The following is a 20,927-nucleotide window of genomic DNA, read 5'->3' as shown; positions in this document are numbered from 1 at the left end:
GAGCCGCCTACACAGCAGGGCCGCCCGCGTCAACGCGGCCGTGCCGTGCCGCCGCCCGGTTCAGCTCCGCGATCGCCGCGACGATGTGATAGAAGCTGCTCGCCGGTGCCGGCTCTTCGACGAACGCGCCGTCCGGCGTCATCTTGTCCCGCCAGAGGCCGCTGGTAGGGGTGTCGAGATAGCGGTTCAGGCTCTCGGCGGCGGCAGCGGCCTTGGCCCAGTAGCGCGCCTCGCCGGTCATCATCGCGGCGGCACAATTGGCTTTCAGCCGCTCGGTCTGCGGCCAGAGCCGCGCCCCGGCGTCATGCCGCGCGCCGTCGTCGAGCAGCGCATTCATGGCGACGCCCCGCGCCGGATCGACGCCCAGGGTCTCACCGATCTCGATCAGGCGCAGCGCGGCCGGCGGCGCGGGCTGCCCCGTCAGCTCCGCCCAGCGCAGCAGCAGCCAGGCCCATTCAAACTGGTGGCCCGGCTCGACGATGCGCCCCGGCGTACCCGCAGCCGGCGACCAGTCGCCGTCGAAGAACTCGCGCAGCATGCCGCTGTGCGGATCGATGAAGCGGGCCTGCGCCAGGGCGGCAACCGCATCCGCCTCCTCCCGCCAGCGCGGATGCTCGCGCCGCTCGATCCAGGCGATGAACGCCTCGAACAGATGCATGTGCGGGTTGGACGCCAGCGGCAGGCTGCGCGGGCTGCTTTCCTCGAACCCGGCGACCGGGTGGCGCATCGTGGCGCTCAGGCGGTCCAGAATGCCATGCGCCAGGCTCGTCATCGCGTCGTCCGGCCCGACGACGGCCTGCATGGTCGCGCAGGCCAGAATGGCGAACGCCTGATCGTAGACCACCATCCGTTCGTCGAGCGGCGTGCCATCCGCGTCCGCCAGGGTGCGGAACAGCCCGTCCGGCCGCTGATAGTGCGCCAGATAGGCCTTCAAACCACGGCGCAGCAGCGCGTCCACCGGGCCATCCCAGCCGAGCATCGCCGCCATGCTGAACGCATAGAGCTGGCGCGGCTGCACGCGCGCACGGCGCGGCTCGCGGATCGGCGCGCCGGTCTGGTCCAGCCGCTCGACGAAGCCACCCGATTCGGGGTCTACGCCGTTTACGAACCACAGGGGCGCTGCATCGTCGATCAACCAGCCGGTCAATTGGGTGCCGTGAGCGAGGAGTTCCGGCAGTGGGTTCGTCATCCGCAGTCCTTTTCCCTGAAGGCCCGCCAAACCCGCACTGTCCGCGATGCCGTCTCAAAGACACCGGGCTTTACGGCATTGAGGCCAACATCACCATAGACACAAAGCACGCGGGCTGTCCCGGACGCGCAGCGCATGGTGTGCCTCGACGTATGGGCGAGCGGCCCGTTATTCGTCCAGCTCGCCACGTGCGGTATTACCAAACCGTGGCACCACCCAAGTGCGCGATATCCTCAGGTCGTGCGCCACCCTCAGCCCTGAACCGTCAGGACCGGCGGCAGCGCGCGCGCATGGTCAAGCGTGGGAATGCGCGAGCGGGTCTCCTGCACAGCGTCGAGATCGAGCGTCGCCAGGATCGTGCCCGGTTCCGCGCCGGCGTCGGCCAGCACACGCCCCCAGGGGTCGACGATCAGGCTGTGGCCATAGGTCGTGCGTCCATCCTCGTGCGTGCCCGTCTGCGCGGCTGCGACGACGTAGCAGCCGGTCTCGATCGCCCGCGCGCGCAGCAGCACATGCCAGTGGGCCGCTCCCGTCACCGCCGTGAAGGCCGCGGGCACGAACAGAATCTCGGCCCCTGCCTGCGCCAGCGCTGCATACAGCGGGCCGAACCGGAGATCGTAACAGATGGACAGACCCAGAGCGCCAACCCCGGTTTTAACGAGCACCGGCGTCGATCCGGCATCATAGAGCGCCGATTCGCGGTAGCTCTCGCCGCCCGGCAGATCGACGTCGAACATGTGGAGCTTGTCGTAGCTGGCGACCGTCTCCCCTGCGGCGAGACCAGAAACTGCCGATTGACCAGGCGCTGCGCTCTATCATGCGGCAGGACCGGGTTGGAGCCGATCAACACCCAGACCGACAGTTCCCGTGCCAGGCCGCGCACCAGGGCTAGGGTCGGGTCGGCGTCCGGCGTGCGCGCCTCAGCCAGCAGCCGCGCCCGATTGCGATCCAGCGCCCCGGTCATCTCGGGTGTGGCAATCAGCGTGGCACCCTGCGCGGCAAGGGCGCGAATGGCCTGTTCAAGGCCCTGGGCGTTCCCGGCATGCGACACACGCGACGTCGGCTGCACACAACCGACCGTAAGCAGGCGACTCATGCCGTCAGCAGCGGATCAAGTTCCCCGCGCGCGTCGAGGGCGTGAAGATCATCGCAGCCACCGATATGCCGGCCGTCGATGAAAATCTGCGGCACGCTCGTGCGGCCACCCGCGCGCTCGCGCATTTCGGAACGACGCTTACAGTCGAAGGTGACGTTGATTTCTTGGAATTCGGCACCCTTCTTGCGCAGCAGCTGCTTGGCGCGCGAGCAGTACCCGCACAAATCCGACGAATAGATTACAATCTCCGCCACGTTTTCAACGTCCTGCAAGCATCGTCACCAGGGAAGCACCGCGCTCCCTGTTCTCAGGTTAGTGCGGACATAATATTGTAACAAGGGCCATCTTGATACTTAATTAAAATCGATATTTTAATCGATATTGTTGTTTTGTCCGTCATGATCGTCGGCGACCCGCGCGACCGTCAGCACGCGCACGTCGCGCACACCGGCACCCAGCAGGGCACGGCAGCAGGCATCAACCGTCGCGCCGGTAGTCAGCACATCGTCGATAAGCACGACCGTCGTCCCGGCCAGCCGCTTGCGGCGTGCCGGATTGACGACGAAGGCGCGGGCGACGTTGCGCGCGCGCCTGCCGGTTCAGCCCCTGCTGGCTCGGCGTTGCGCGTTTGCGCACAAGCGCATCGAGCACGGCAGGCCGCCCGGACATCCCGGCGAGCGCGGCGGCCAGCAACGCCGCCTGATTGTAGCCGCGCCGCCAGAGCCGTCGCCAATGCAGCGGGACCGGCGCCAGAACGCTGTCCGGCGGCTCGAGCAGTTCTGCCCCACGCGCAGCATGTGGCGCGCCAGCGCCTGCGCATGCTCGGTGCGGTCTGCGTGTTTGAACGCGACGATGGCAGCGGCAGCGGCATCGCCGTAACGCCAGCAGGCGCGCGCGGCAGCATAAGGCGGCGGACTCGCAAGGCACGCGGCGCAGCGCAGCCCGGGCGCGACTTCATGCGGGAACGGTGCGCCGCACTGGGCGCAGCAGGGTGCACCGAGAAAGCGCAGTTGCCCCCAGCAGCGCGCGCAGAAAGTCCCTGGATCGCGCACCTGCTCCCGGCAGGCCAGGCACAGCGGCGGCAGCACGAGATCCAGCGCCCCGCGCGCTGCGGACTGCAAAACCCGGCCGAGTGTCATCCGCGCAGAAATCCCCTGTTGGCATCCGTCCGGCGGCGCGCCATGGACAAGGCCATGATGACATTCAGCCCGGCCCGACGCCAGCGCCTGCGCGTCCGCGCGGCCAGAACACGCGCGGACTTCGACATTCTCTGGGAGCGGTTGTGCGACGACCTCGCCGAACGGCTGGCAGTCATCAACCGGCGCTTCCCGCGCATCCTGTGTCTGGGCGGTTCTGCCGCGCGGCTGGCGCGCGCGCTGCAGCCGGACCTGCTGGTCGCGGCCGACCTTGCGGCGCCGACGCGGGGTCGCGATGGCCTGCGCAGAAGACCTGCTGCCGTTTACTGACGGGGCGTTCGACCTCGTTGTCAGCCTGTTCGGCCTGCAGACCGTCGACGATCTGCCCGGCGCCCTGGTTCAGGTCCGGCGCGTGCTGGCACCGGATGGCTTGTTCATGGCGGCTCTTCCAGGTGGTGCCAGCCTGTGGGAGCTGAAGGAGTGTCTACTGCGGGCCGAGCTGGAGCAGACGGCCGCCGCTGCCCAGAGGGTCGGCCCGACGATCGACCTGCAGCAGGCGGCCGGCCTACTGCAAAGGGCCGGCTTCGCCATGCCGGTTGCTGATCTGGAAACCGTCGCTGTATCCTACGCCGACCCTTTGGCGCTGCTGTCCGATATTCGGCGGCTGGGCGAGAGCAATCCCATCCTGCGGGCCCGGCCCCTGCGCCGCGACGTTCTCGCGACGGCTCTCCAGGACTATCGCGCGCGCCATGCAGGGCCCGACGGCCGGATTCCGGTGACGCTGGAGGTGATCCACCTCATGGGCTGGGCGCCAGGCCCCGATCAGCCGCAGCCAAAGGCGCGAGGGTCGGCGCGCATAAGCCTCGCGGAGGCGCTGCACACGCTTCGACGGACGTCCGGTAAATGACAGATGAAGTCGAACTTAACTATTCGCCTTAAACCCTGCGAAATCTCATTGCTCTATAAGCCCGGGTATTGGTGCAAAACTACACGCAGCCCACCAATCATCACGGGTGACAATGAGGAGAGAGTCTATGCTGATCCGCAAGCTGTTCAAGAACGAAGAGGGTGCCACCGCGATCGAATACGGTCTGATCGCTGCTCTGGTCGCCATCGCCGCCATTTCGGCCATGGACCTGATGGGCAAGGAAGTGACCAACACCTTCACCAAGGTTCAAAAGAACCTGGAGACGGCGAACAAGGCGGCTGACGCCAAGTAAGCCGTTCGCGACACACGCTGTCGCGACCGAAATCAGGCGGTGGGTCCACGCCCGCCGCCTGAACCATTTCTACAGCAGGGCCTGCAGCATTCCCACCAGCGGCACGTCGGCTGGTGGCATCGGCAGCCGGTATAATTCCGGCAGCCGGACCCAGCGCACGGCCTGCCCCTCCGCAGAGCGGATCTGGCCCGACCATTTGCGGCAGGCGTACAGCAGCATGACCAGGTGAAAGTCCGGATAGGCATGACTGGCGAAGGTCAACGGCGCGAAGCAGGCGATGCTGGTGTCGATCCCGAGCTCTTCCTGCAGTTCGCGCACCAGCGCCGCCTCCGGCGCTTCTCCGGGCTCGATCTTGCCGCCGGGAAATTCCCACAGGCCCGCCAGCGACTTGCCTGCGGGCCGCTGCGCCACCAGCACGCGGCTGTCGGCATCGATCAGGGCTGCCGCGACCACCCAGACCCGGCGCTGCCCCGGCGCGCCGATCCCGGTCTGCGGGCATGTGTCGAACATGGTCATGACTTCCAGTCGTTAGGGAAACACCCTGCATCGTTTGTTAATATTCCGTACCTACTGTTCGTACCATCCCCACTTCGAGGACGGCCATGACCGCAGCGACCCGGATATGTCGATCCCTCCTGCGGTGCGAGCAGGGCGCGACCGCCATCGAATATGTGTTCCTGATTGCATTCATGGCGTTGGCGATCATCGTCGCGGTGCAGGCGATGGGACAGGAGGTAGTGAACCTCAACATGAAAGTGGTCACCGCCTGGCAAAATGCCGCAAAAACTGAGGATGCGGCCAATTGTTAAGGCCTACGGCAAATTAACTCTTCTCCTTTAGAGATCTCTAACCGCGCGCAGGTAAAGCTCGTCCGCGATGGCATCACGCCGGGAAAGCGAAGCCAAATAAGCCATCGTACACAAGGAGACGGTTATGTTCATTCGCAAGCTGTTCAAGAATGAAGAAGGTGCAACCGCGATCGAATACGGTCTGATCGCTGCTCTGGTCGCCATCGCCGCCATTTCGGCCATGGACCTGATGGGCAAGGAAGTGACCAACACCTTCACCAAGGTTCAAAAGAACCTGGAGACGGCGAACAAGGCGGCTGACGCCAAGTAAGCCGTTCGCGACACACGCTGTCGCGATCGAAATCAGGCGGCGGGCGAAGCCCGCCGCCTTTCGTTTCAAAGCGGCTCGACCACCAGCTTGACACGTTTGCGCGTCTTGAGGTCCTCGGGGCCGGCCAGCGCATTCAGCACTGTGAAGCGCTGCACCTGGTAATCCGGATACGCCATGCGCCTGGCGAGCGATTCGATGCTGTCGCCCGGGCCGACGGCGATCACCCTGATCCGCTTCACCTTGATCCCGCGCACATCCTGGTCGCTCAGGCGTCGGAGCGAATTCAGCATCGCTTCGAACGCGCTGGACTGCCCGGCCTTGGCGAGCGTGATGAAGTGATAGACCTTGGTGTCAGACCAGCGATACACCACGATCTGAACGTCGACCGGGCCGCTCTGGCCGTTCAGGCGCGCACCGGCGCGCACCGCCGGCAAGCCGGACAAGGTCGTGCCGACCGGGACGGGGCCGGCAGAACCCGTGAGGGAGGACCAGAGCGCGCCTGCGTAATCCGCAAGCGACTGGCCCGGTTGCAGCGCGCCGCCGGCGAACTGCGCTTGGCCCGATGCGCCCTGGATCACCACCGCCTGCGGGCTGTTCTGCAGCCGGAACCCGTCCGGCGCCTGAAACCCAAAGCGCAGGGTCGGGTGGAGAAAGCGCGTGCCCTGAACGACTCCTTGCGTCGGGTCGTCGTCGACCAGCAAGCCGTCGATGGTATCGAGGAAAGCCTCGCTATTGGTCGGCTTCGACCCCGGGGCGACCTGCGAGGCGTCTGCCATACGGCCGGCACGGACCACCCGATCGGCGGACAGCGGGTGCGTGCGCGCCCAGGACGGCGTCTGGTCCGGGTTTTGCCGGTGATGCGGGCGTCCAGGCTCGTTTGCGCACCCAGGCTGTTCAGCATCGCGGCCGCCGCGTACGGATCGTACCCGGCGCGGGTGATGTAGCGGATGCCGAGGTCGTCCGCCTGGAACTCCTGGTCGCGCGAGTAGGACAATGTGGCGATCTGCGACACTGGCTTGCCGCCTGGGCGATTTGATTCGAGCCAAGAGCAATGCCGAGGCCGACCGCCGCCAGGTTGCCGAAAACCTCCCGATTGTAGCGCCTGGCCGAATGACGCGCCGTGACGTGGCCGACTTCATGCCCGAGCACGGACGCCAGTTCCGCCTCGCTGTTCATCAGCGCCAGCAACTGCCGGGAAATGTAGACATAGCCGCCCGGCAGGGCGAACGCGTTGACGATATCCGAATTGAGCAGCGTGAAGGTGAAGCCGAGGTTCGGCAGCTCCGAATTGGCGGCCATCCGCCCCCGACTTCCGCCACATAGCCGCTGATCTTCGGGTCGGGATAGGCCCCGCCGAACTCCGCCAGCATTTTTGGATGCTCCTGAACGCCGAGTGCCCGTTCCTGGGCCGGCGACATCAACGGCGTGAAATCCTTCTCGCCGGTCGCAGGGTTGGTGACGCAGCTCGTCAGCAGCCCAAGGCAAGCGCAGCCTACGGTAACGCTTCTGGTAAAATTGCGGATCATCCTTGCACCCTCCGGCACTCAGGGTAACGGAAATCCACCCCGCCCGACAACCGGCCTCATTCTTGATGAGGTCCAACCAGGTTAGAGGAGCGCCGACACGAAACCGAGCACCACGTCCATCTGATCCACGACCTGGTGCGTGCCTTCCCAGATCATCTTGCCGGCGACGTAGACGATGACCGCCAGGCCGAGATAGGCAATCCAGCGGTAACGCTCAATGTAGCGGGCGATGATGTTGGCGGCGAGGCCCATCAAGGCAACCGACAGAATCAGGCCAAGCACCAGGATGCCGGGGTGCTCGCGCGCGGCGCCCGCAACCGCCAGCACATTGTCCAGACTCATGCTCACATCGGCGACGGCGACCGCCCAGGCGGCGCTGGCGAAGCTCTTGGTCGCTTTCGGTCCCTCGACCTCTGGTGTCTCTGGATCATCGACCAGGACGCTCGTCCGCACCGGATGCAATTCCCGCCACATTTTCCACGAGACCCACAGCAGCAGCAGCCCGCCGGCCAAAACCAGGCCGATGATCTGCAGCAGCTGGGTGACGACGAGTGCGAAGGCGATGCGCAGGACCAGCGCCGCGATGATCCCGATCAGGATCACTTTCTGCCGATCCTGGGCGGCAGGCCAGCCGCCAGCGCACCGACGACGATGGCATTGTCGCCAGCCAGCACCAGGTCAATCATCAGCACCTGCAGAAATGCAGAGAGGGCGGAGGGCGAATTCAGGTTGGCGAAATCAGCCTGAATTGCGGCCCAGACCTCCATGGGAGATCCGAAGCCCTGGCCGGCTGCGGCAAAGCTGGCGACCCCTGCGTCCATGGTCTACTGATTCATCGCTTCAAAGAAATCCTCATTCGACTTGGAGGATTTCAGCTTGTCGATGAGGAACTCCATCGCATCGACCGTGCCCATCTGCATGAGGATACGGCGCAGCACCCACATCTTGGAGAGCGTCGCTTTCTCGACCAGCAGTTCTTCCTTGCGGGTGCCGGACTTGCCGACATCGAGCGCCGGGAAGATGCGCTTGTCCGCCACCTTGCGGTCGAGCACGATTTCCGAGTTGCCGGTGCCCTTGAACTCTTCGAAGATCACTTCGTCCATGCGCGACCCGGTGTCGATCAGCGCCGTCGCGATGATGGTCAGCGAGCCGCCTTCCTCGATATTGCGCGCCGCCCCGAAGAAGCGCTTGGGGCGCTGCAGCGCATTGGCGTCAACGCCGCCGGTCAGCACCTTGCCGGACGATGGCACCACGGTGTTGTAGGCGCGGCCGAGGCGGGTGATCGAGTCCAGCAGGATCACCACGTCCTTCTTGTGCTCGACCAGGCGTTTCGCCTTCTCGATAACCATCTCCGCCACCTGGACGTGGCGAGCCGCCGGCTCGTCGAAGGTCGAGGAAATCACCTCGCCTTTGACCGAACGCTGCATGTCGGTCACTTCCTCGGGCCGCTCGTCGATCAGCAGCACGATCAGGAACACTTCCGGGTGGTTGGTGGTGATGGCGCGCGCGATATTCTGCAGCAGCACCGTCTTGCCGACGCGCGGCGGCGCCACGATGAGCGCACGCTGGCCTTTGCCCTGCGGCGAAACGATGTCGATGATGCGCGCGGAAAGATCCTGATCGTCGGATCGCGCATGTCGAGCTTGAGCTTCTCGTCCGGATACAGCGGCGTCAGATTGTCGAAGTTAACGCGGTGGCGGACCACATCCGGTTCGTCGAAGTTGATGGTGTTGACGCGGGTCAGCGCGAAATAGCGTTCGCCATCCTTGGGAGCGCGAATTTCCCCTCGACCGTATCCCCAGTGCGCAGATTGAAGCGACGCACCTGGCTGGGGCTGACGTAAATGTCATCGGGGCCAGCCAGATAATTGGCCTCCGGCGAGCGCAGGAACCCGAAGCCGTCCTGAAGCACCTCGATCACGCCGACGCCGATGATGGTCTCGCCCTCCTCGGCCTTGGCCTTGAGAATGGAGAACATGAGGTCTTGCTTGCGCAGGGTGGATGCGCCTTCGACGCCATGGTCTTCCGCCATAGCCACCAGTTCTGCGGGCGATTTCCGCTTCAATTCGACGAGATACATCAGATCATCACAAGGTAGGAGGGTGCAGGCGGGAGGCACAAGAGCCACGCGACCGCCTGCCATGCAGGACGCCCTGAATCGTTAAGCAGCGCATCCGCCAAAGTCAACCCGCGACCGCGGCGATGATTGCGGAAACCCAAGAAAATACGTGAGCGCCTGCAACCGCTAAAATGGCTTGACGATCACAAGGATCACGATGGGGATGACCGCGAGCGTCGGGATTTCGTTGGCAATCCGATAGAAACGACTGCTGCGCGTATTGACGCCCTTGACGAAGTCCTTGCGCCAGCGCGCCAGCAGGCCATGATAGCCGGAAAGCGCCAGCACAAGCGCCAGCTTGAGGTGCAGCCAGCCGTTATCGGCAAAGCCGAGGTGGAACGCGAGTGCCAGCCCGAACAGCCAGGCAAACGCCATCGAGGGATTGATGATGATCCGCAGCAACCGGCTTTCACGCACCTGCCAGAGGCGGTCTTCCGCCGATCCGGCAGCGCATTCGCTGTGATAGGCGAAGTAGCGCGGCAGAATGAACATACCCGCCATCCAGAAGATGACGAAGATCACATGCAACGCCTTGATCCAGAGGTACGCGCCGCCAAGCCAGCCGGGTTCCAGCATCGTCAATCCTTTCCACGGACCCGCGCTACCAGCTGCGCGACATGCGCCACCGGCACGTCCGGCGTGATGCCATGGCCCAGGTTGAGGATATGTGGCCGGCCGGCGAACGCGGCAAGGCAAGCGTCGACCGCCTGGTCAAGTGCGGCAGCGCCGGCGCGCAACGCCACCGGATCGACATTGCCCTGCACGGGAAACCCCGGCGGCAGCGCGGCATGCATCCAGTCCGGATCCATCGTTTCGTCCAGGCCCAATGCATCGACACCCGTTTCAGCGGCATAACGCACTGCCAGGGTTCCAGCGCCACGCGGAAACCCGATGATCGGTACCTGCGGATGCCGGGATTTCAGCGCCCGCACGATCTGGCGGGTCGGTTGAATGACCAGGCTCTCGAACAGGGCGGGGCCAAAACGCCGGACCAGCTGTCGAAGAGCTGGAGCACCTGCGCGCCTGCAGCGATCTGCCGGTCGAGATAGTGCACGGTGCAGCCAACGATCGCCTCGAGGATAGCATTCATCCGCGCTGGTTCGCGATAGGCCATCAGCCGTGCTGCTGCGTGGTCGCGGCTGCCCCTGCCATGGATCATGTAGGTCGCGACCGTCCAGGGGCTGCCTGCAAAACCGATGAGCGGCACATCCGCCGGCAAGCTCGCGCGCAGCAGCCGGACCGTTTCATAGACCGGGTTCAACCGCGCGAAATCAGGGGTCAGCGCGGCAAGGTCCGCAGTCTCCAGGGCCGGCGCCATCTGCGGGCCTTCGCCCTCCGCGAACCACAAGTCCTGACCCAGTGCATGCGCGACAACCAGAATGTCGCTGAACAGGATCGCGGCATCGAACCCGAAACGCCGGATAGGCTGCAGCGTGACCTCCTGTGCGAACGCCGGATTGTAGACCAGGTCGAGAAAGCTGCCCGCCTCCTGCCTGCTGGCGCGATACTCCGGGAGATAACGCCCAGCCTGGCGCATCAGCCATACAGGTGGCGGATCGACCCTTCGCCCGCCAAGCACATCGAGAAATCCGGCCATCCGACCCTTCCAAAATGATTCTCTTAAGAGAATCTTTAGAGTTATTCAGTATCTTTAGAGCGCTTAAACATGGGGATATCCAGTTTCATCCCCAGTGTCCAAGCCCCTTGCCGGCGCGACAGGCCCGCTATTTCGCGAATCGTCGTCTGGTTTCCCCGATATTCACAGCCACCTTCTGCAAGTGTCCGCATGCGGATGACCAGGTGATCTTCCAGCTCCAGCCTGTCGGGATTCGATGTCCGGTCATCTGTCCCCATGTTCATGAACGCGAATGTCCCGGAGTCGCTCCCATAGTTGCGCACAGGGGTCGCTTTGCGTCCGGCGTAAAGTCGTTTAGGCACAGGATATGTCTATAAGCCTTATCCTGGCCTCCACCAGTCCCAGTCGTCGCGCCATGCTGATGGCCGCAGGCCTTACGTTCGATGCGCTTGCGCCCGGTGTCGACGAGGCCGCGATCAAGGACGCAATGCCGGCTGTACCGGGCAAGGTACTCGCCGAGGTTCTGGCGGAGACGAAGGCGCTGCAGGTGTCGCACCGCCGTCCGGAACCGCTCGTGCTGGGGCCGACCAGGTTCTGCAGGCGGATGATGGCGCCCTGTTCGACAAGCCGGAGAGTATGGACGATGCGCGGGCGCATCTGCGGTCCTTATCGGGACGAACGCACACACTGATCTCCGCAGCGGTTGTCGCCCAGGGTGGCGCGCCGGTCTGGCGTGCAGTGTCGGAGGCGCGGCTGACCATGTGTCCGCTCTCGGACCGCTTCATTGATGCGTATCTTGCGCAAGAGGGGAGGCGGTTCTCGGCAGCGTCGGCTGCTACCGCATCGAGGGACGCGGAGCGCAACTGTTCGAGCGGATCGATGGTGACCATTTCACCATCATGGGTCTGCCGCTGCTGGCGTTTCTCCAGTTCTTGCGATTGCGGGGGTTCTGCCGTCATGACGTCGGATCAGCGCATTCCCCGGTTGCGGGCGTTATGGGCGATCCGGTGATCCATTCCGCGTCGCCGCGTATCCATGGTACCTGGCTGCAGCAGACAGGCATCGACGGGCATTATGTCCGCTTGCCCGTTCGGGGTGTCGATTTGCCGGCTGCCTTGGCGGCATTGCCCGCGCTCGGGTTTCGCGGCGTCAATCTGACCTTGCCGCACAAGGAACAGGCGCTGCGGTTGGTCGACGACATTGCCGGTCCTGCCGTCGCCATTGGGGCGCTGAATGTGGTGACCGTCGGGCCGGACGGGCGGTTGACCGGGCACAATACCGATGTCGAGGGTGTGCTTGCGCCGCTGGCACCCTTCGATCTGGAAGACAGGCCCGTCTGCGTGCTTGGCGCTGGCGGGGCGGCACGCGCGGTGCTCGCCGCCTTGTCGGCGCGGCGTGTCGGCGAGGTGCGCCTCATCAACCGGTCTGTGGTGCGTGGTCAGGCACTGCTCGAGCATTTCGGCCATGTCGGCTGGGTTGGAGACTGGGCGACAGTTGCGCAAGGCTACCGGGGTGCGGCGCTGATCATCAACGCCTCGAGCCTCGGCATGGTGGGGCAACCGCCGTTGCCCGTCGAGGCGCTTCAGCTCGCTGAGGCCGCACGGGACGCGGTGGTGTTCGATATCGTCTACAAACCGTTGGAGACCGCGCTTTTGACAGCAGCACGTGCGCAGGGGCTGGCCACGATCGATGGCCTTGCGATGCTGCTGGCGCAAGCAGCACCGGCGTTCAAACTCTTCTTCGGCGTGGCGGCACCAACAGACCATGCCGCACTTCGCGCAATGCTCACCGCATGATCGTCATCGGCCTCACCGGCTCGGTCGGCATGGGTAAATCGACCACGGCTGGAATGTTCGCCGACGCGGGCGTTCCCGTCTTCGATGCCGACAGTGTCGTGCACCGTCTCCAGGGCCCGGGTGGTTGCGCCCTGCCGGCCATCGAGCGGCGCTTTCCCGGCACTACCGGGCCGCAGGGGCTGGATCGCGCCATCATGGGCAAAATCGCCTTCGACGACCCGGATGCCCGCCGCGCGCTGCAGGATATTGTTTTTCCGCTGGTGGCCAAGGAGCGCGCCCGCTGGCTGGCCCGGCAACGCCGGCGGGGCGTGCCGATCGTGCTGTTCGACATTCCGCTGCTGTTCGAGTCCGGGATGGATCGCCAGTGCGACCTCACCTGCGTGGTATGGAGTCCGGCGTTCCTGCAACAGCAGCGGGTTCTGCGCAGGCCCGGCATGACCCGCGAGCGGCTGCTGGCGGTGCGGCGCGCCCAGATGCCGACGCACCAGAAACGCCGACGCGCCGATGTCAGCATCCCGACTGGGCTTGGTCTGGCGACGACCCGTCGCAGCGTGCGCAAACTCCTGGCTTGTTTGCGCAAGCGACGTTTGTCAGGGTGCCGCCATGCGTGAGATCATCCTCGATACCGAAACCACGGGTCTTGACCCCTGAACGGTGACCGCGTGGTCGAAATCGGCTGCGTCGTGCTCATCAACCGGGTGCCGAACGGCGAGACCTTCCACCAGTATCTGAACCCGGAACGGCCGATGCCGCCCGAGGCGGAGCGCGTCCATGGCCTCAGCGACGCGTTTCTGGCGGATAAGCCGCTGTTCTCCGACATTGTCGATGCATTTCTGGCGTTCGTCGGTGATGATGCGATCGTCGCGCACAATGCACCGTTCGATTTCGGGTTTCTGAACGCCGAGCTGGCGCGGCACGGCCGCAGCCCACTCGCCCGGGAGCGCATGATCGACACACGCGAAATCGCCAAGGCGCGGTTTCCGGGTGCCAAGGCATCGCTCGATGCGCTGTGCACACGCTTCAACATCGACCGCTCGGCGCGGGTGAAGCACGGCGCCTGCTGGATGCGGAGCTGCTGGCAGCCGTCTATCTGGAATTGACCGGCGGTCGGCAGCAGACCTTCGATCTCTCGGCTGCGGTCGAGGCCGAACAGCAGACACAGACCGCCGTCATGATGTCGGATCGACCCTACCGGGAGCCGCGGGTTTTGAACCGAATGCGGATGAGCTGGCGGCCCACGCAGCATTCGTTGCGAAGCTGAACAACCCGATCTGGACGCGCACATGACTGCAATCGACACGCTTTATGCGACGATCCTGGAGCGCCGTGCCGCCGATCCGTCCGAGAGTTATGTCGCCGCACTCACGGGCAAGGGCCGCGCGAAGATCGCCCAGAAGGTCGGTGAGGAGGCAGTCGAGACTGCGCTTGCCGCCGTCGGCGGCGACCGCGCACAGATAGCAGCGGAATCGGCCGATCTGCTGTTCCATCTCTGCGTGCTCTGGGCCGACTGCGATCTGTCGCCGCAAGACATCTACGCCGTGCTCGAACAGCGGCAGGGTCGCTCCGGCCTTGCCGAAAAGGCATCCCGCTCCTCCTGAGGTGACCCATGGTCGTGAACGCCCGCCAGCCCTACGACGAGAACAATATCTTCGCCCGCATCCTGCGCGGCGAGATACCGTGCCGCAAAGTCCACGAAAATGCGTTCGCGCTTGCCTTCCATGACATCAATCCCCAGGCGGACGTGCATGTGCTGGTGATCCCGAAAGGCCCCTATGTGTCGTTTGCGGATTTCTGCGTCGATGCGCCCGACGCGCTGGTGACAGGGTTCTTCCGCACGGTCGCGGATGTGGCGCAGGAGCTGGGCCTGGTGGAAAGCGGCTATCGGCTGCTGGCGAATGCTGGGGTGCATGCGCATCAGGAAGTGCCGCATTTTCACGTCCACCTGTTTGGCGGTCATGCGCTGGGACCGATGCTCGTGCGTCGCAGTTAGGCGTTAAGATTATTTTTCTCCCGCTGTGGCGTTGAAGCGATTAGGGTAAGAAAATTGCGCCCGGGAAACGAAAGCCGCAAACGGCCTCGGCGCGGGTAAGCACAGGGAGTTCCGGATGATATTTTGGCGCGTTAAGTCGTTGGATTCTATTCTCGCGAATGCCGAGAAAAGAGTCTGCACCGGTCGTTGGGGGCGTTCCAGCTCACCCTGCTCGGCATTGGCGCCATCATCGGAACCGGTATTTTCGTGCTCACGGCCGAAGCCGCGCAGAAAGCCGGGCCGGGCATGATGATGAGTTTCATAGTCGCGGGCCTTGTCTGCGCCGTTGCGGCGCTATGCTACTCCGAACTGACGGCGATGGTTCCGGTGTCCGGGTCCGCCTACACCTACACCTATGCCGTCGTCGGCGAACTGATGGCCTGGCTGGTCGGCTGGGCGCTGATCCTGGAATATGCTGTCGCCGCCAGCGCCGTTTCGGTCGGCTGGTCCGGCTATGTGGTCGGGCTGCTCAAGAACCTCCTACATATCGATCTGCCGCTGGCGTTGACAGCGGGGCCGTCCGCGGGGGTGTGGTCAATCTGCCGGCGATGTTCATCGCGCTGCTCATCACCTGGCTGCTGATGATCGGCACGACGGAAAGCGCGCGGGTCAACGCCATCCTCGTGGTCATCAAGGTCACTGCGCTCAGCCTGTTCATCGCGCTTGCGATCCCGGTGATGCAGGAGGAAAACTTCATCCCCTTCCTGCCGAATGGCTGGTACGGTACCAACGGCATCGGGGTGCTGGGGCCGCCGCTTCGATCTTCTTCGCCTATGTCGGTTTCGATGCCGTCTCGACCGCCGCCGAGGAAACCAAGAATCCGCAGCGCAATGTGCCGATCGGCCTGATCGGCAGCCTGTTGATCTGCACGATCTTCTACCTGCTGGTGGCGGCGGGCCATCGGTTCGCCGCTTGGCGCACAGCCGCTTTCCGGACCGAACGGCGAAATCCTCTCGCCCGGCAGCAGCGCGCTGGCGGCGCAGTGTCAGGCTGTGATCAGCTCCGGTGCCGCAGAGCCGCTGGTTTGCTCGAAGGAGGCCCTGGCCCACGTGCTGCGTGAGATCGGCTGGCCGCAGATTGGCAACCTGCTTGGGCTCGCCGCAGGCCTCGCCCTGCCGTCGGTGATCCTGATCATGCTTTTCGGCCAGACCCGGATCTTCTTCGTGATGGCACGCGACGGGCTGCTGCCGGAAGTGCTTGCCAGCGTGCACCCGAAGTGGAAGACGCCGCATATCGTCACCATGATTACCGGCGTGTTCGTCGCCATCGCCGCCGCATTCTTCCCGGTCGGCAAGCTGGCGGACATTTCCAATTCCGGAACCCTGTTCGCCTTCGCGATGGTGTCGGTTGCGGTGCTTGTGCTGCGCCGGACCGATCCTGACCGGCGGCGTCCGTTCAAAACCCCGCTGGTCTGGATCACCGCGCCTTTGTCCATCGCCGGCTGCGTCGGCTTATATCTGAGCCTGCCGACCGAGGCGATCCTCGTGCTACCGATCTGGGGCGCGGTTGGCCTCGTGGTCTACTTCCTCTATGGATATCGCCGCAGCCACGAAGCGCGGGCGCGAGCGACCCTGCCGACCCAACCATAGAGCCTTTCCGACTGAGATTGAGGCACTTGTATCAAAGTGCCTCAAGCGAAGGCGATGAGAAACTCTCACTCTTTGCACAGACCCTTCTTGCCTGTTTTGATTGCCTCACCAAAAGTGATCCAATCAAAAACGGGAAGGGTCTAGTTGGGCTGCGCTTTGGCTGTCACCGGGGCTGACCCACCTGCGTGGCCAGGCCTGTCGCCTGGGCCACGAAGAAGCTCTTCAGCATGGACGAACGGCCAACCAGCCCCAGGCCGAAGCGGCGGATCTGGGGCAGCAGCGGCAGCCGGTTCGAGAACAGCCGGGTCAGGCCGTCGGTCGCGGCGCACATCACGGCATTGTCCGGCCGTCGCAGCCGCTCGTAGCGGCGCAGCAACTGGATATCGCCAAGATCAAGCCCGAGCGTCGCGGCCTCGCCCAGCAGCTCGGCGAGAACGGCGACATCCCGCAGCGCGAGGTTCAGCCCTTGCCCGGCAATCGGGTGGATGCCGTGGGCGGCGTCGCCGATCAGCATTACCCGCGCCGCGCCATAGCGGTCCGCGTGGTGGAAGTTCAGCGGGTAGACCCAGCGTCGCGCAGCAATGCGCAGTTCGCCAAGCACACCGGCCGAGCGTTCGGTCAGCATGGCGGCAAGTCGCGCATCCGGCATGTCGAGCGCACCCTGCGCCTGCACGCGGTCGATCGACCAGACCACGGAGGATCGATTGCCGGACAGCGGCAGCAGCGCCAGCGGCCCATCCGGCAGAAAGATTTCGTGCGCCACCCCATCGTGGGCGCGCGGATGCTCGACAGCGGTCACCACGCCGGTCTGCCCGTAATCCCAGAGAGCACTGCGGATCCCCAGGTGCTTGCGGATGCCGGATTGCCGCCCGTCCGCCGCCAGCAACAGCGGCGCGCTGAGGTCAGCGCCATTGTCAAGCCTCGCCGAGACCTGACCCGGCTCCACCGACCACGCGACCAGTTCAGCTGGCGCATGCACCCGATCGGCGGGCAATCCGCCACAGCGCGTGCCAGCAGGTGGCGGATCATGCGGTTTTCCAGCATCAACCCGAAGGAGGCACCTGGCTCTGCTGCAAACTGCAGGTCAGGTCCGCGGTTGCGGTCCGTGACCCGGATGGTGCGGATCGGCTCGCCGTGGTCGGCAATCGGCAGCGCCAACTGCTCGAACAGGCTGCGGCTGGCGGCAGCGATAGCCGAGGCGCGGCCGTCATGCTCGGGTGCCAGGCGCGTCGACGCCGGCTCGCGGTCGATCAGGTCGATCTCAAGACCGCGTTGCGCCAGGGCGAGGGCCATGGTGGCACCAACCAGCCCGCCGCCGACTATGATGACATCCGCCATGCCGTTCTCCTTTGCGGCATGGATAGACGGACGCGCCGGCAGGCGCCAGCGCCGGCTTGCCGCATGGCTCCCTTGACGGGCGGACTCCCGGCGCGCGATATGTACGGACAGCGAACATACGAGGTCCGCCATGGCTGTCGCCCCGCCTGCTCCTGCGTCCTTCGGCCGGTGCGCCCAAGGTCCGTACCGGATTGCGCGCTGTCATGCTGTTTGCGCCCGGGCTGGCGCTGCTGATCGCGCTGCTCAGCTACAACCCCGACGACCCGTCCTGGAGCCGGGCGTCAGCCCATGCGCCGACCAATCTCCTGGGCTTGACCGGGGCTTATCTGGCGGATGTGCTGGTTCAGGGTCTGGGTTTGCTGGCGGTTGCCGTCCCGATTCTGGCCCTGCTTTGGGCCTGGGCAGCGCTGCGCAATGGCCGGCTTGCCCGTTGGCGGCTGCGCGGTGCCGCTGCAGCGTTCGCCATCCTGCTGGCCAGCATGGCGGCCAGCTGCGCCGCACCGGACCTTGCGTGGCCGGTCTCCTCCGGGCCGGGCGGTCTGGTCGGGTGGCTGGCGGCGCGCCTGGCGACCGATGCGCTGGCGCCGTTCGCCGCGCCGGTCTGGAGCCTGTCGATCCTGCTTGGCCTCATCGCCTTGCCGCTGCTGGTCTGGAGCGCGGACTGGCCGCGGCCGGCGCCGGACGACACACCGCGCGACATCGATGCGCCGGAGCCGCGTGCGGAAGCGCCGCCGCGCGCGCAAGGACCCCGATGTCGCACCGATGCCGCGCACCAATGTCGAACGCTCCCGGGTATCAGCGCCGTCGAACGCGGCGCGGCCAAGCCAGCGCGCTGCAAGCGAGAAGCAGCGCAGTCTGGAACTTGGCGACACCTACATGCTGCCGCCGCTCAATCTGCTGAGCGGCCCCGCCCGCGCCGAGCGCCCGGCCGTCGATACCGTGGCGCTGGAGCATAATGCGCGTCTTCTCGAGACCATTCTTGACGATTACGGCGTCAAGGGCGAGATCATGCAGGTCCGCCCGGGTCCTGTGGTGACGCTGTACGAACTGGAGCCGGCACCGGGGTCAAGTCCTCGCGGGTGATCGGCCTCACCGACGATATCGCCCGCTCGATGAGTGCGGTGTCGGCACGGGTCGCCGTCGTCCCCGGACGCAACGTCATCGGCATCGAACTGCCCAACGCCAGGCGGGACAGCGTGTCGCTGCGGGAGCTTCTGAGCTCCGAGGCCTTCGAGGGTGGCAAGCGCGCCCTGCCGCTGGTACTCGGCAAGGACATCGCCGGCGAGCCGGTCGTGGTCGATCTGGCGCCGATGCCGCACCTGCTGATCGCCGGGACGACCGGCTCCGGCAAGTCGGTCGGCCTCAACGCCATGATCCTGTCGCTGCTGTATCGGCTGACGCCGGATCAGTGCCGTTTCATCATGATCGACCCGAAGATGCTGGAGCTCAGCGTCTACGACGGCATTCCGCATCTGCTGTCGCCGGTTGTCACCGACCCGAAGCAATCGATCACCGCCTTGCGCTGGGCGGTGCGGGAAATGGAACAGCGCTACCAGAAAATGTCCGCCGTCAACGCCAAGTCGCTTGCCGGCTTCAACGACAAGGTGCGCGAGGCGAAGGCCCAGGGCAAGCCGCTGGTGCGCCGGGTGCTGACCGGCTACGACGACGACCGTCAGCCGGTGTACGAAGAGCAGAACTTCAATTTCGAACCGTTGCCGATGATTGTCGTCGTGGTCGACGAACTTGCGGACCTGATGATCGTCGCCGGCAAGGAAGTGGAGGTGCAGATCCAGCGCCTGGCCCAGAAAGCCCGCGCCGCCGGTATTCACCTCATCATGGCGACCCAGCGCCCCTCGGTCGACGTCATCACCGGCGTCATCAAGGCCAACCTGCCGACCCGCATCTCGTTTCAGGTCACCTCCAAGATCGACAGCCGCACCATCCTGGGCGAGCAGGGTGCAGAGCAACTGCTGGGCAAGGGTGACATGCTGTTCATGGCGGCCGGCAAGCAGCCGGTGCGCGTCCACGGGCCGTTCGTGAGCGAGGAGGAGGTGGAGCACGTCGCGGATCACTGGCGCACCCAGGGCCAGCCCGACTATGTACCGGACGTAACGCAGGAGAACGCAGACGGGCTGGCGGAAGACGATGCGCCCATCATGTCCGCCTGGGGCGAACCGGAAAACAGCGGCGAAGACGATCTCTATCGCCGCGCGGTCCAGATCGTCGCTGAATCCCAGAAAGCCTCGACCAGCTATGTGCAGCGGCAGCTCCGGCTCGGCTACAACGGGGCGGCGCGCCTGATCGAGCGGATGGAAAGGATGGGCTGGTCGGCCCTGCCGATCATGTCGGCCGTCGGCAGCTCTTCATCGACAAGGAAGGCAATCGCCTGTGATCGCACGCATACTGGCCGCGCTTGCCGGCCTGTCGCTGGTAGCACCCGCCCAGGCGGCGCTGCCCACCGAGCGCAATGCCCTGCTCGATATGATCCAACGCCACTTTACGCAGGTCCGCACCATGACGGCGAATTTCGTCCAGACCGGCCCCGACGGCCGGCAGATGCGGGGGCGATGACGTTGGCGCGACCCGGCAAGGTGCGCTTTCAGTACGAGCCGACCGTGCCCTTTCTCGTGGTGGCCGACGGCCGGCAGGTGTCGCTGGTCGATTACGAGGTCGCGCAGGTGCAGCGCTACCCGATCCGGGAGACGCCGCTTGCATCCCTGCTCGGGTCCGCCGATGGCCTGCGCCAGTACGCGCAGACGATCAGGGTCGCTGACCAGTCCGGCATCGAAATCCTCACCGTGGAGGCGCAGGACAAGCGTCGCCCAGAATACGGCAGGCTCACGCTCTATTTCCAGGACGCGCCGGGGCACCCGCCGGCCTGCTGCCCATCGGCTGGACCGTTGTCGACAACCAGGGACAGACGACGCAGGTGCAACTGACCGGCGTCAAGTTCAATCCGGCGGTGAGCGACGGCGCCTTTCGCTACCGGGACCCGCGCGGCGCCGGCGTTGGCCCGCGCGGCCGGTAGGGCCTTTCCGACTGAGCTTGAGGCACTTGTGTTGAAGTGCCTCAAGCAAGAGCGATAAGAAAGGCTCTCACTCTTCGTGTAGACCCTTCTTGTCCGTTTTGATTGCCTCACCAAAAGTGATCCAATCAAAAACGGGAAGGGTCTAGCCGCTGCGCCCGAACGAGCGT

20 protein-coding genes and 10 pseudogenes are annotated in these 20,927 nt (G+C 65.1%); 15 read left to right on the top strand and 15 right to left on the bottom strand.

Annotated features, from left to right (window positions below; translation table 11 throughout):
• Positions 1-7: 7 nt before the first annotated feature.
• The 5 genes and pseudogenes from E6W36_RS07395 to E6W36_RS07375 form a co-directional block, all read right to left on the bottom strand.
• Positions 8-1,189, bottom strand: coding sequence for an AGE family epimerase/isomerase (locus E6W36_RS07395; RefSeq protein ID WP_222874215.1), 1,182 nt, complete (start codon positions 1,187-1,189; stop codon positions 8-10).
• 251 nt (positions 1,190-1,440) lie between these two features.
• Positions 1,441-2,285 (bottom strand): annotated as a pseudogene (locus tag E6W36_RS07390) (carbon-nitrogen hydrolase family protein).
• Positions 2,282-2,539: a glutaredoxin 3 gene (grxC, locus tag E6W36_RS07385; protein ID WP_222874430.1), complete on the bottom strand. Its 258-nt coding sequence runs from the start codon at positions 2,537-2,539 to the stop codon at positions 2,282-2,284. The pseudogene E6W36_RS07390 and the gene grxC overlap by 4 nt, the downstream one beginning before the upstream one ends.
• A gap of 117 nt (positions 2,540-2,656) precedes the next feature.
• Positions 2,657-2,830: pseudogene (locus E6W36_RS07380) on the bottom strand (ComF family protein); the annotation flags it as partial.
• A 54-nt stretch (positions 2,831-2,884) separates the two neighbouring features.
• On the bottom strand, positions 2,885-3,424 hold the full coding sequence (locus E6W36_RS07375) for a double zinc ribbon domain-containing protein (RefSeq protein ID WP_222874214.1): 540 nt from the start codon (positions 3,422-3,424) through the stop codon (positions 2,885-2,887).
• A 54-nt stretch (positions 3,425-3,478) separates the two neighbouring features.
• On the opposite strand from E6W36_RS07375, the gene E6W36_RS07370 reads away from it, so the two are divergent.
• From E6W36_RS07370 to E6W36_RS07360, 3 genes are all read left to right on the top strand, one after another.
• Positions 3,479-3,751, top strand: coding sequence for a hypothetical protein (locus E6W36_RS07370; RefSeq protein WP_222874213.1), 273 nt, complete (start codon positions 3,479-3,481; stop codon positions 3,749-3,751).
• Positions 3,717-4,328 (top strand): class I SAM-dependent methyltransferase, encoded by a 612-nt coding sequence (locus E6W36_RS07365; protein ID WP_222874212.1) that lies wholly within the window; start codon positions 3,717-3,719, stop codon positions 4,326-4,328. Before E6W36_RS07370 ends, E6W36_RS07365 begins: the two co-directional genes overlap by 35 nt.
• Positions 4,329-4,455: 127 nt before the next feature.
• Entirely contained in the window at positions 4,456-4,641 is a 186-nt protein-coding gene (locus E6W36_RS07360; RefSeq protein WP_222874211.1) for a Flp family type IVb pilin, read from the top strand.
• A gap of 69 nt (positions 4,642-4,710) precedes the next feature.
• Here E6W36_RS07360 and mutT read toward each other — a convergent pair whose 3' ends face one another.
• Positions 4,711-5,151 carry an 8-oxo-dGTP diphosphatase MutT gene (gene mutT / locus E6W36_RS07355; RefSeq protein WP_222874428.1) on the bottom strand — a complete coding sequence of 147 codons (441 nt, stop codon included), beginning with the start codon at positions 5,149-5,151 and terminating at the stop codon, positions 4,711-4,713.
• A gap of 92 nt (positions 5,152-5,243) precedes the next feature.
• On the opposite strand from mutT, the gene E6W36_RS07350 reads away from it, so the two are divergent.
• Both E6W36_RS07350 and E6W36_RS07345 read left to right on the top strand, forming a co-directional pair.
• Positions 5,244-5,450: a Flp family type IVb pilin gene (locus E6W36_RS07350; RefSeq protein WP_222874210.1), complete on the top strand. Its 207-nt coding sequence runs from the start codon at positions 5,244-5,246 to the stop codon at positions 5,448-5,450.
• 124 nt (positions 5,451-5,574) lie between these two features.
• Positions 5,575-5,760: a Flp family type IVb pilin gene (locus tag E6W36_RS07345; protein WP_222874209.1), complete on the top strand. Its 186-nt coding sequence runs from the start codon at positions 5,575-5,577 to the stop codon at positions 5,758-5,760.
• Positions 5,761-6,334: 574 nt separating this feature from the next.
• Here E6W36_RS07345 and E6W36_RS23175 read toward each other — a convergent pair.
• The 7 genes and pseudogenes from E6W36_RS23175 to E6W36_RS07310 form a co-directional block, all read right to left on the bottom strand.
• Positions 6,335-6,772 carry a M48 family metalloprotease gene (locus E6W36_RS23175; protein WP_425459703.1) on the bottom strand — a complete coding sequence of 146 codons (438 nt, stop codon included), beginning with the start codon at positions 6,770-6,772 and terminating at the stop codon, positions 6,335-6,337.
• On the bottom strand, positions 6,655-7,059 hold the full coding sequence (locus E6W36_RS07335; protein ID WP_222874207.1) for a M48 family metalloprotease: 405 nt from the start codon (positions 7,057-7,059) through the stop codon (positions 6,655-6,657). The genes E6W36_RS23175 and E6W36_RS07335 overlap by 118 nt, the downstream gene beginning before the upstream one ends.
• Before the next feature lie 308 nt (positions 7,060-7,367).
• Positions 7,368-8,107, bottom strand: a pseudogene (locus E6W36_RS07330) (YjbE family putative metal transport protein).
• Positions 8,108-8,110: 3 nt separating this feature from the next.
• A pseudogene (rho, locus tag E6W36_RS07325) lies at positions 8,111-9,365 on the bottom strand (transcription termination factor Rho).
• Positions 9,366-9,530: 165 nt separating this feature from the next.
• Positions 9,531-9,980, bottom strand: a complete 450-nt coding sequence (gene hemJ, locus E6W36_RS07320; RefSeq protein ID WP_222874206.1) for a protoporphyrinogen oxidase HemJ — start codon at positions 9,978-9,980, stop codon at positions 9,531-9,533.
• A 2-nt stretch (positions 9,981-9,982) separates the two neighbouring features.
• Positions 9,983-11,001, bottom strand: a pseudogene (gene hemE, locus E6W36_RS07315) (uroporphyrinogen decarboxylase).
• A gap of 41 nt (positions 11,002-11,042) precedes the next feature.
• Entirely contained in the window at positions 11,043-11,303 is a 261-nt protein-coding gene (locus tag E6W36_RS07310; RefSeq protein WP_222874205.1) for a hypothetical protein, read from the bottom strand.
• A gap of 92 nt (positions 11,304-11,395) precedes the next feature.
• Between E6W36_RS07310 and E6W36_RS07305 the strand changes: the two are divergent.
• The 7 genes and pseudogenes from E6W36_RS07305 to E6W36_RS07275 form a co-directional block, all read left to right on the top strand.
• A pseudogene (locus E6W36_RS07305) lies at positions 11,396-11,927 on the top strand (Maf family protein); the annotation flags it as partial.
• A 48-nt stretch (positions 11,928-11,975) separates the two neighbouring features.
• On the top strand, positions 11,976-12,776 hold the full coding sequence (aroE, locus tag E6W36_RS07300; protein WP_281277522.1) for a shikimate dehydrogenase: 801 nt from the start codon (positions 11,976-11,978) through the stop codon (positions 12,774-12,776).
• A complete protein-coding gene (gene coaE / locus E6W36_RS07295) occupies positions 12,773-13,387 on the top strand; it encodes a dephospho-CoA kinase (protein WP_222874204.1) in 615 nt (204 codons plus the stop codon). Before aroE ends, coaE begins: the two co-directional genes overlap by 4 nt.
• Positions 13,380-14,063, top strand: a pseudogene (dnaQ, locus tag E6W36_RS07290) (DNA polymerase III subunit epsilon). Before coaE ends, dnaQ begins: the two are co-directional and overlap by 8 nt.
• Complete coding sequence (locus tag E6W36_RS07285; RefSeq protein ID WP_222874203.1) at positions 14,060-14,374, top strand: phosphoribosyl-ATP diphosphatase; 315 nt, start codon at positions 14,060-14,062, stop codon at positions 14,372-14,374. Before dnaQ ends, E6W36_RS07285 begins: the two are co-directional and overlap by 4 nt.
• An 8-nt stretch (positions 14,375-14,382) precedes the next feature.
• Positions 14,383-14,766 carry an HIT domain-containing protein gene (locus E6W36_RS07280; RefSeq protein ID WP_222874202.1) on the top strand — a complete coding sequence of 128 codons (384 nt, stop codon included), beginning with the start codon at positions 14,383-14,385 and terminating at the stop codon, positions 14,764-14,766.
• 115 nt (positions 14,767-14,881) lie between these two features.
• Positions 14,882-16,394: pseudogene (locus E6W36_RS07275) on the top strand (amino acid permease).
• 163 nt (positions 16,395-16,557) lie between these two features.
• Here E6W36_RS07275 and E6W36_RS07270 read toward each other — a convergent pair.
• Complete coding sequence (locus tag E6W36_RS07270; RefSeq protein ID WP_246048221.1) at positions 16,558-17,340, bottom strand: FAD-dependent monooxygenase; 783 nt, start codon at positions 17,338-17,340, stop codon at positions 16,558-16,560.
• Positions 17,341-17,525: 185 nt separating this feature from the next.
• Positions 17,526-17,732: pseudogene (locus tag E6W36_RS20530) on the bottom strand (FAD-dependent oxidoreductase); the annotation flags it as partial.
• Between the two features lie 203 nt (positions 17,733-17,935).
• Here E6W36_RS20530 and E6W36_RS18405 point away from each other — a divergent pair.
• The 3 genes and pseudogenes from E6W36_RS18405 (at position 17,936) to E6W36_RS21910 (ending at position 20,671) form a co-directional block, all read left to right on the top strand.
• Complete coding sequence (locus tag E6W36_RS18405) at positions 17,936-18,688, top strand: DNA translocase FtsK 4TM domain-containing protein (protein ID WP_246048220.1); 753 nt, start codon at positions 17,936-17,938, stop codon at positions 18,686-18,688.
• A pseudogene (locus tag E6W36_RS07260) lies at positions 18,576-20,124 on the top strand (DNA translocase FtsK); the annotation flags it as partial. The gene E6W36_RS18405 and the pseudogene E6W36_RS07260, both read left to right, overlap by 113 nt.
• Positions 20,051-20,671 (top strand): LolA family protein, encoded by a 621-nt coding sequence (locus E6W36_RS21910; RefSeq protein WP_342776828.1) that lies wholly within the window; start codon positions 20,051-20,053, stop codon positions 20,669-20,671. The pseudogene E6W36_RS07260 and the gene E6W36_RS21910, both read left to right, overlap by 74 nt.
• The last annotated feature ends 256 nt before the right edge of the window (positions 20,672-20,927 follow it).

Origin of the sequence: Hankyongella ginsenosidimutans (genome assembly GCF_005144965.1) — a bacterium.
Classification (GTDB): domain Bacteria; phylum Pseudomonadota; class Alphaproteobacteria; order Sphingomonadales; family Sphingomonadaceae; genus Hankyongella; species Hankyongella ginsenosidimutans.
The sequence above is the reverse complement of the archived record's forward strand: the minus strand, read 5'-3'. Positions and strand labels throughout refer to the sequence as shown.

Excerpts from the sequence above, each read along its gene's own strand:
- E6W36_RS07395 (WP_222874215.1), bottom strand. The coding sequence starts at position 1,189 with ATGACGAACCCACTGCCGGAACTCCTCGCTCACGGCACCCAATTGACC.
- E6W36_RS07375 (WP_222874214.1), bottom strand. The coding sequence starts at position 3,424 with ATGACACTCGGCCGGGTTTTGCAGTCCGCAGCGCGCGGGGCGCTGGAT.
- E6W36_RS07370 (WP_222874213.1), top strand. The coding sequence starts at position 3,479 with ATGATGACATTCAGCCCGGCCCGACGCCAGCGCCTGCGCGTCCGCGCG.
- E6W36_RS07365 (WP_222874212.1), top strand. The coding sequence starts at position 3,717 with ATGGCCTGCGCAGAAGACCTGCTGCCGTTTACTGACGGGGCGTTCGAC.
- E6W36_RS07360 (WP_222874211.1), top strand. The coding sequence starts at position 4,456 with ATGCTGATCCGCAAGCTGTTCAAGAACGAAGAGGGTGCCACCGCGATC.
- mutT (WP_222874428.1), bottom strand. The coding sequence starts at position 5,151 with ATGTTCGACACATGCCCGCAGACCGGGATCGGCGCGCCGGGGCAGCGC.
- E6W36_RS07350 (WP_222874210.1), top strand. The coding sequence starts at position 5,244 with ATGACCGCAGCGACCCGGATATGTCGATCCCTCCTGCGGTGCGAGCAG.
- E6W36_RS07345 (WP_222874209.1), top strand. The coding sequence starts at position 5,575 with ATGTTCATTCGCAAGCTGTTCAAGAATGAAGAAGGTGCAACCGCGATC.
- E6W36_RS07335 (WP_222874207.1), bottom strand. The coding sequence starts at position 7,059 with ATGGCCGCCAATTCGGAGCTGCCGAACCTCGGCTTCACCTTCACGCTG.
- hemJ (WP_222874206.1), bottom strand. The coding sequence starts at position 9,980 with ATGCTGGAACCCGGCTGGCTTGGCGGCGCGTACCTCTGGATCAAGGCG.
- aroE (WP_281277522.1), top strand. The coding sequence starts at position 11,976 with ATGGGCGATCCGGTGATCCATTCCGCGTCGCCGCGTATCCATGGTACC.
- coaE (WP_222874204.1), top strand. The coding sequence starts at position 12,773 with ATGATCGTCATCGGCCTCACCGGCTCGGTCGGCATGGGTAAATCGACC.
- E6W36_RS07285 (WP_222874203.1), top strand. The coding sequence starts at position 14,060 with ATGACTGCAATCGACACGCTTTATGCGACGATCCTGGAGCGCCGTGCC.
- E6W36_RS07280 (WP_222874202.1), top strand. The coding sequence starts at position 14,383 with ATGGTCGTGAACGCCCGCCAGCCCTACGACGAGAACAATATCTTCGCC.
- E6W36_RS18405 (WP_246048220.1), top strand. The coding sequence starts at position 17,936 with ATGCTGTTTGCGCCCGGGCTGGCGCTGCTGATCGCGCTGCTCAGCTAC.
- E6W36_RS21910 (WP_342776828.1), top strand. The coding sequence starts at position 20,051 with ATGGGCTGGTCGGCCCTGCCGATCATGTCGGCCGTCGGCAGCTCTTCA.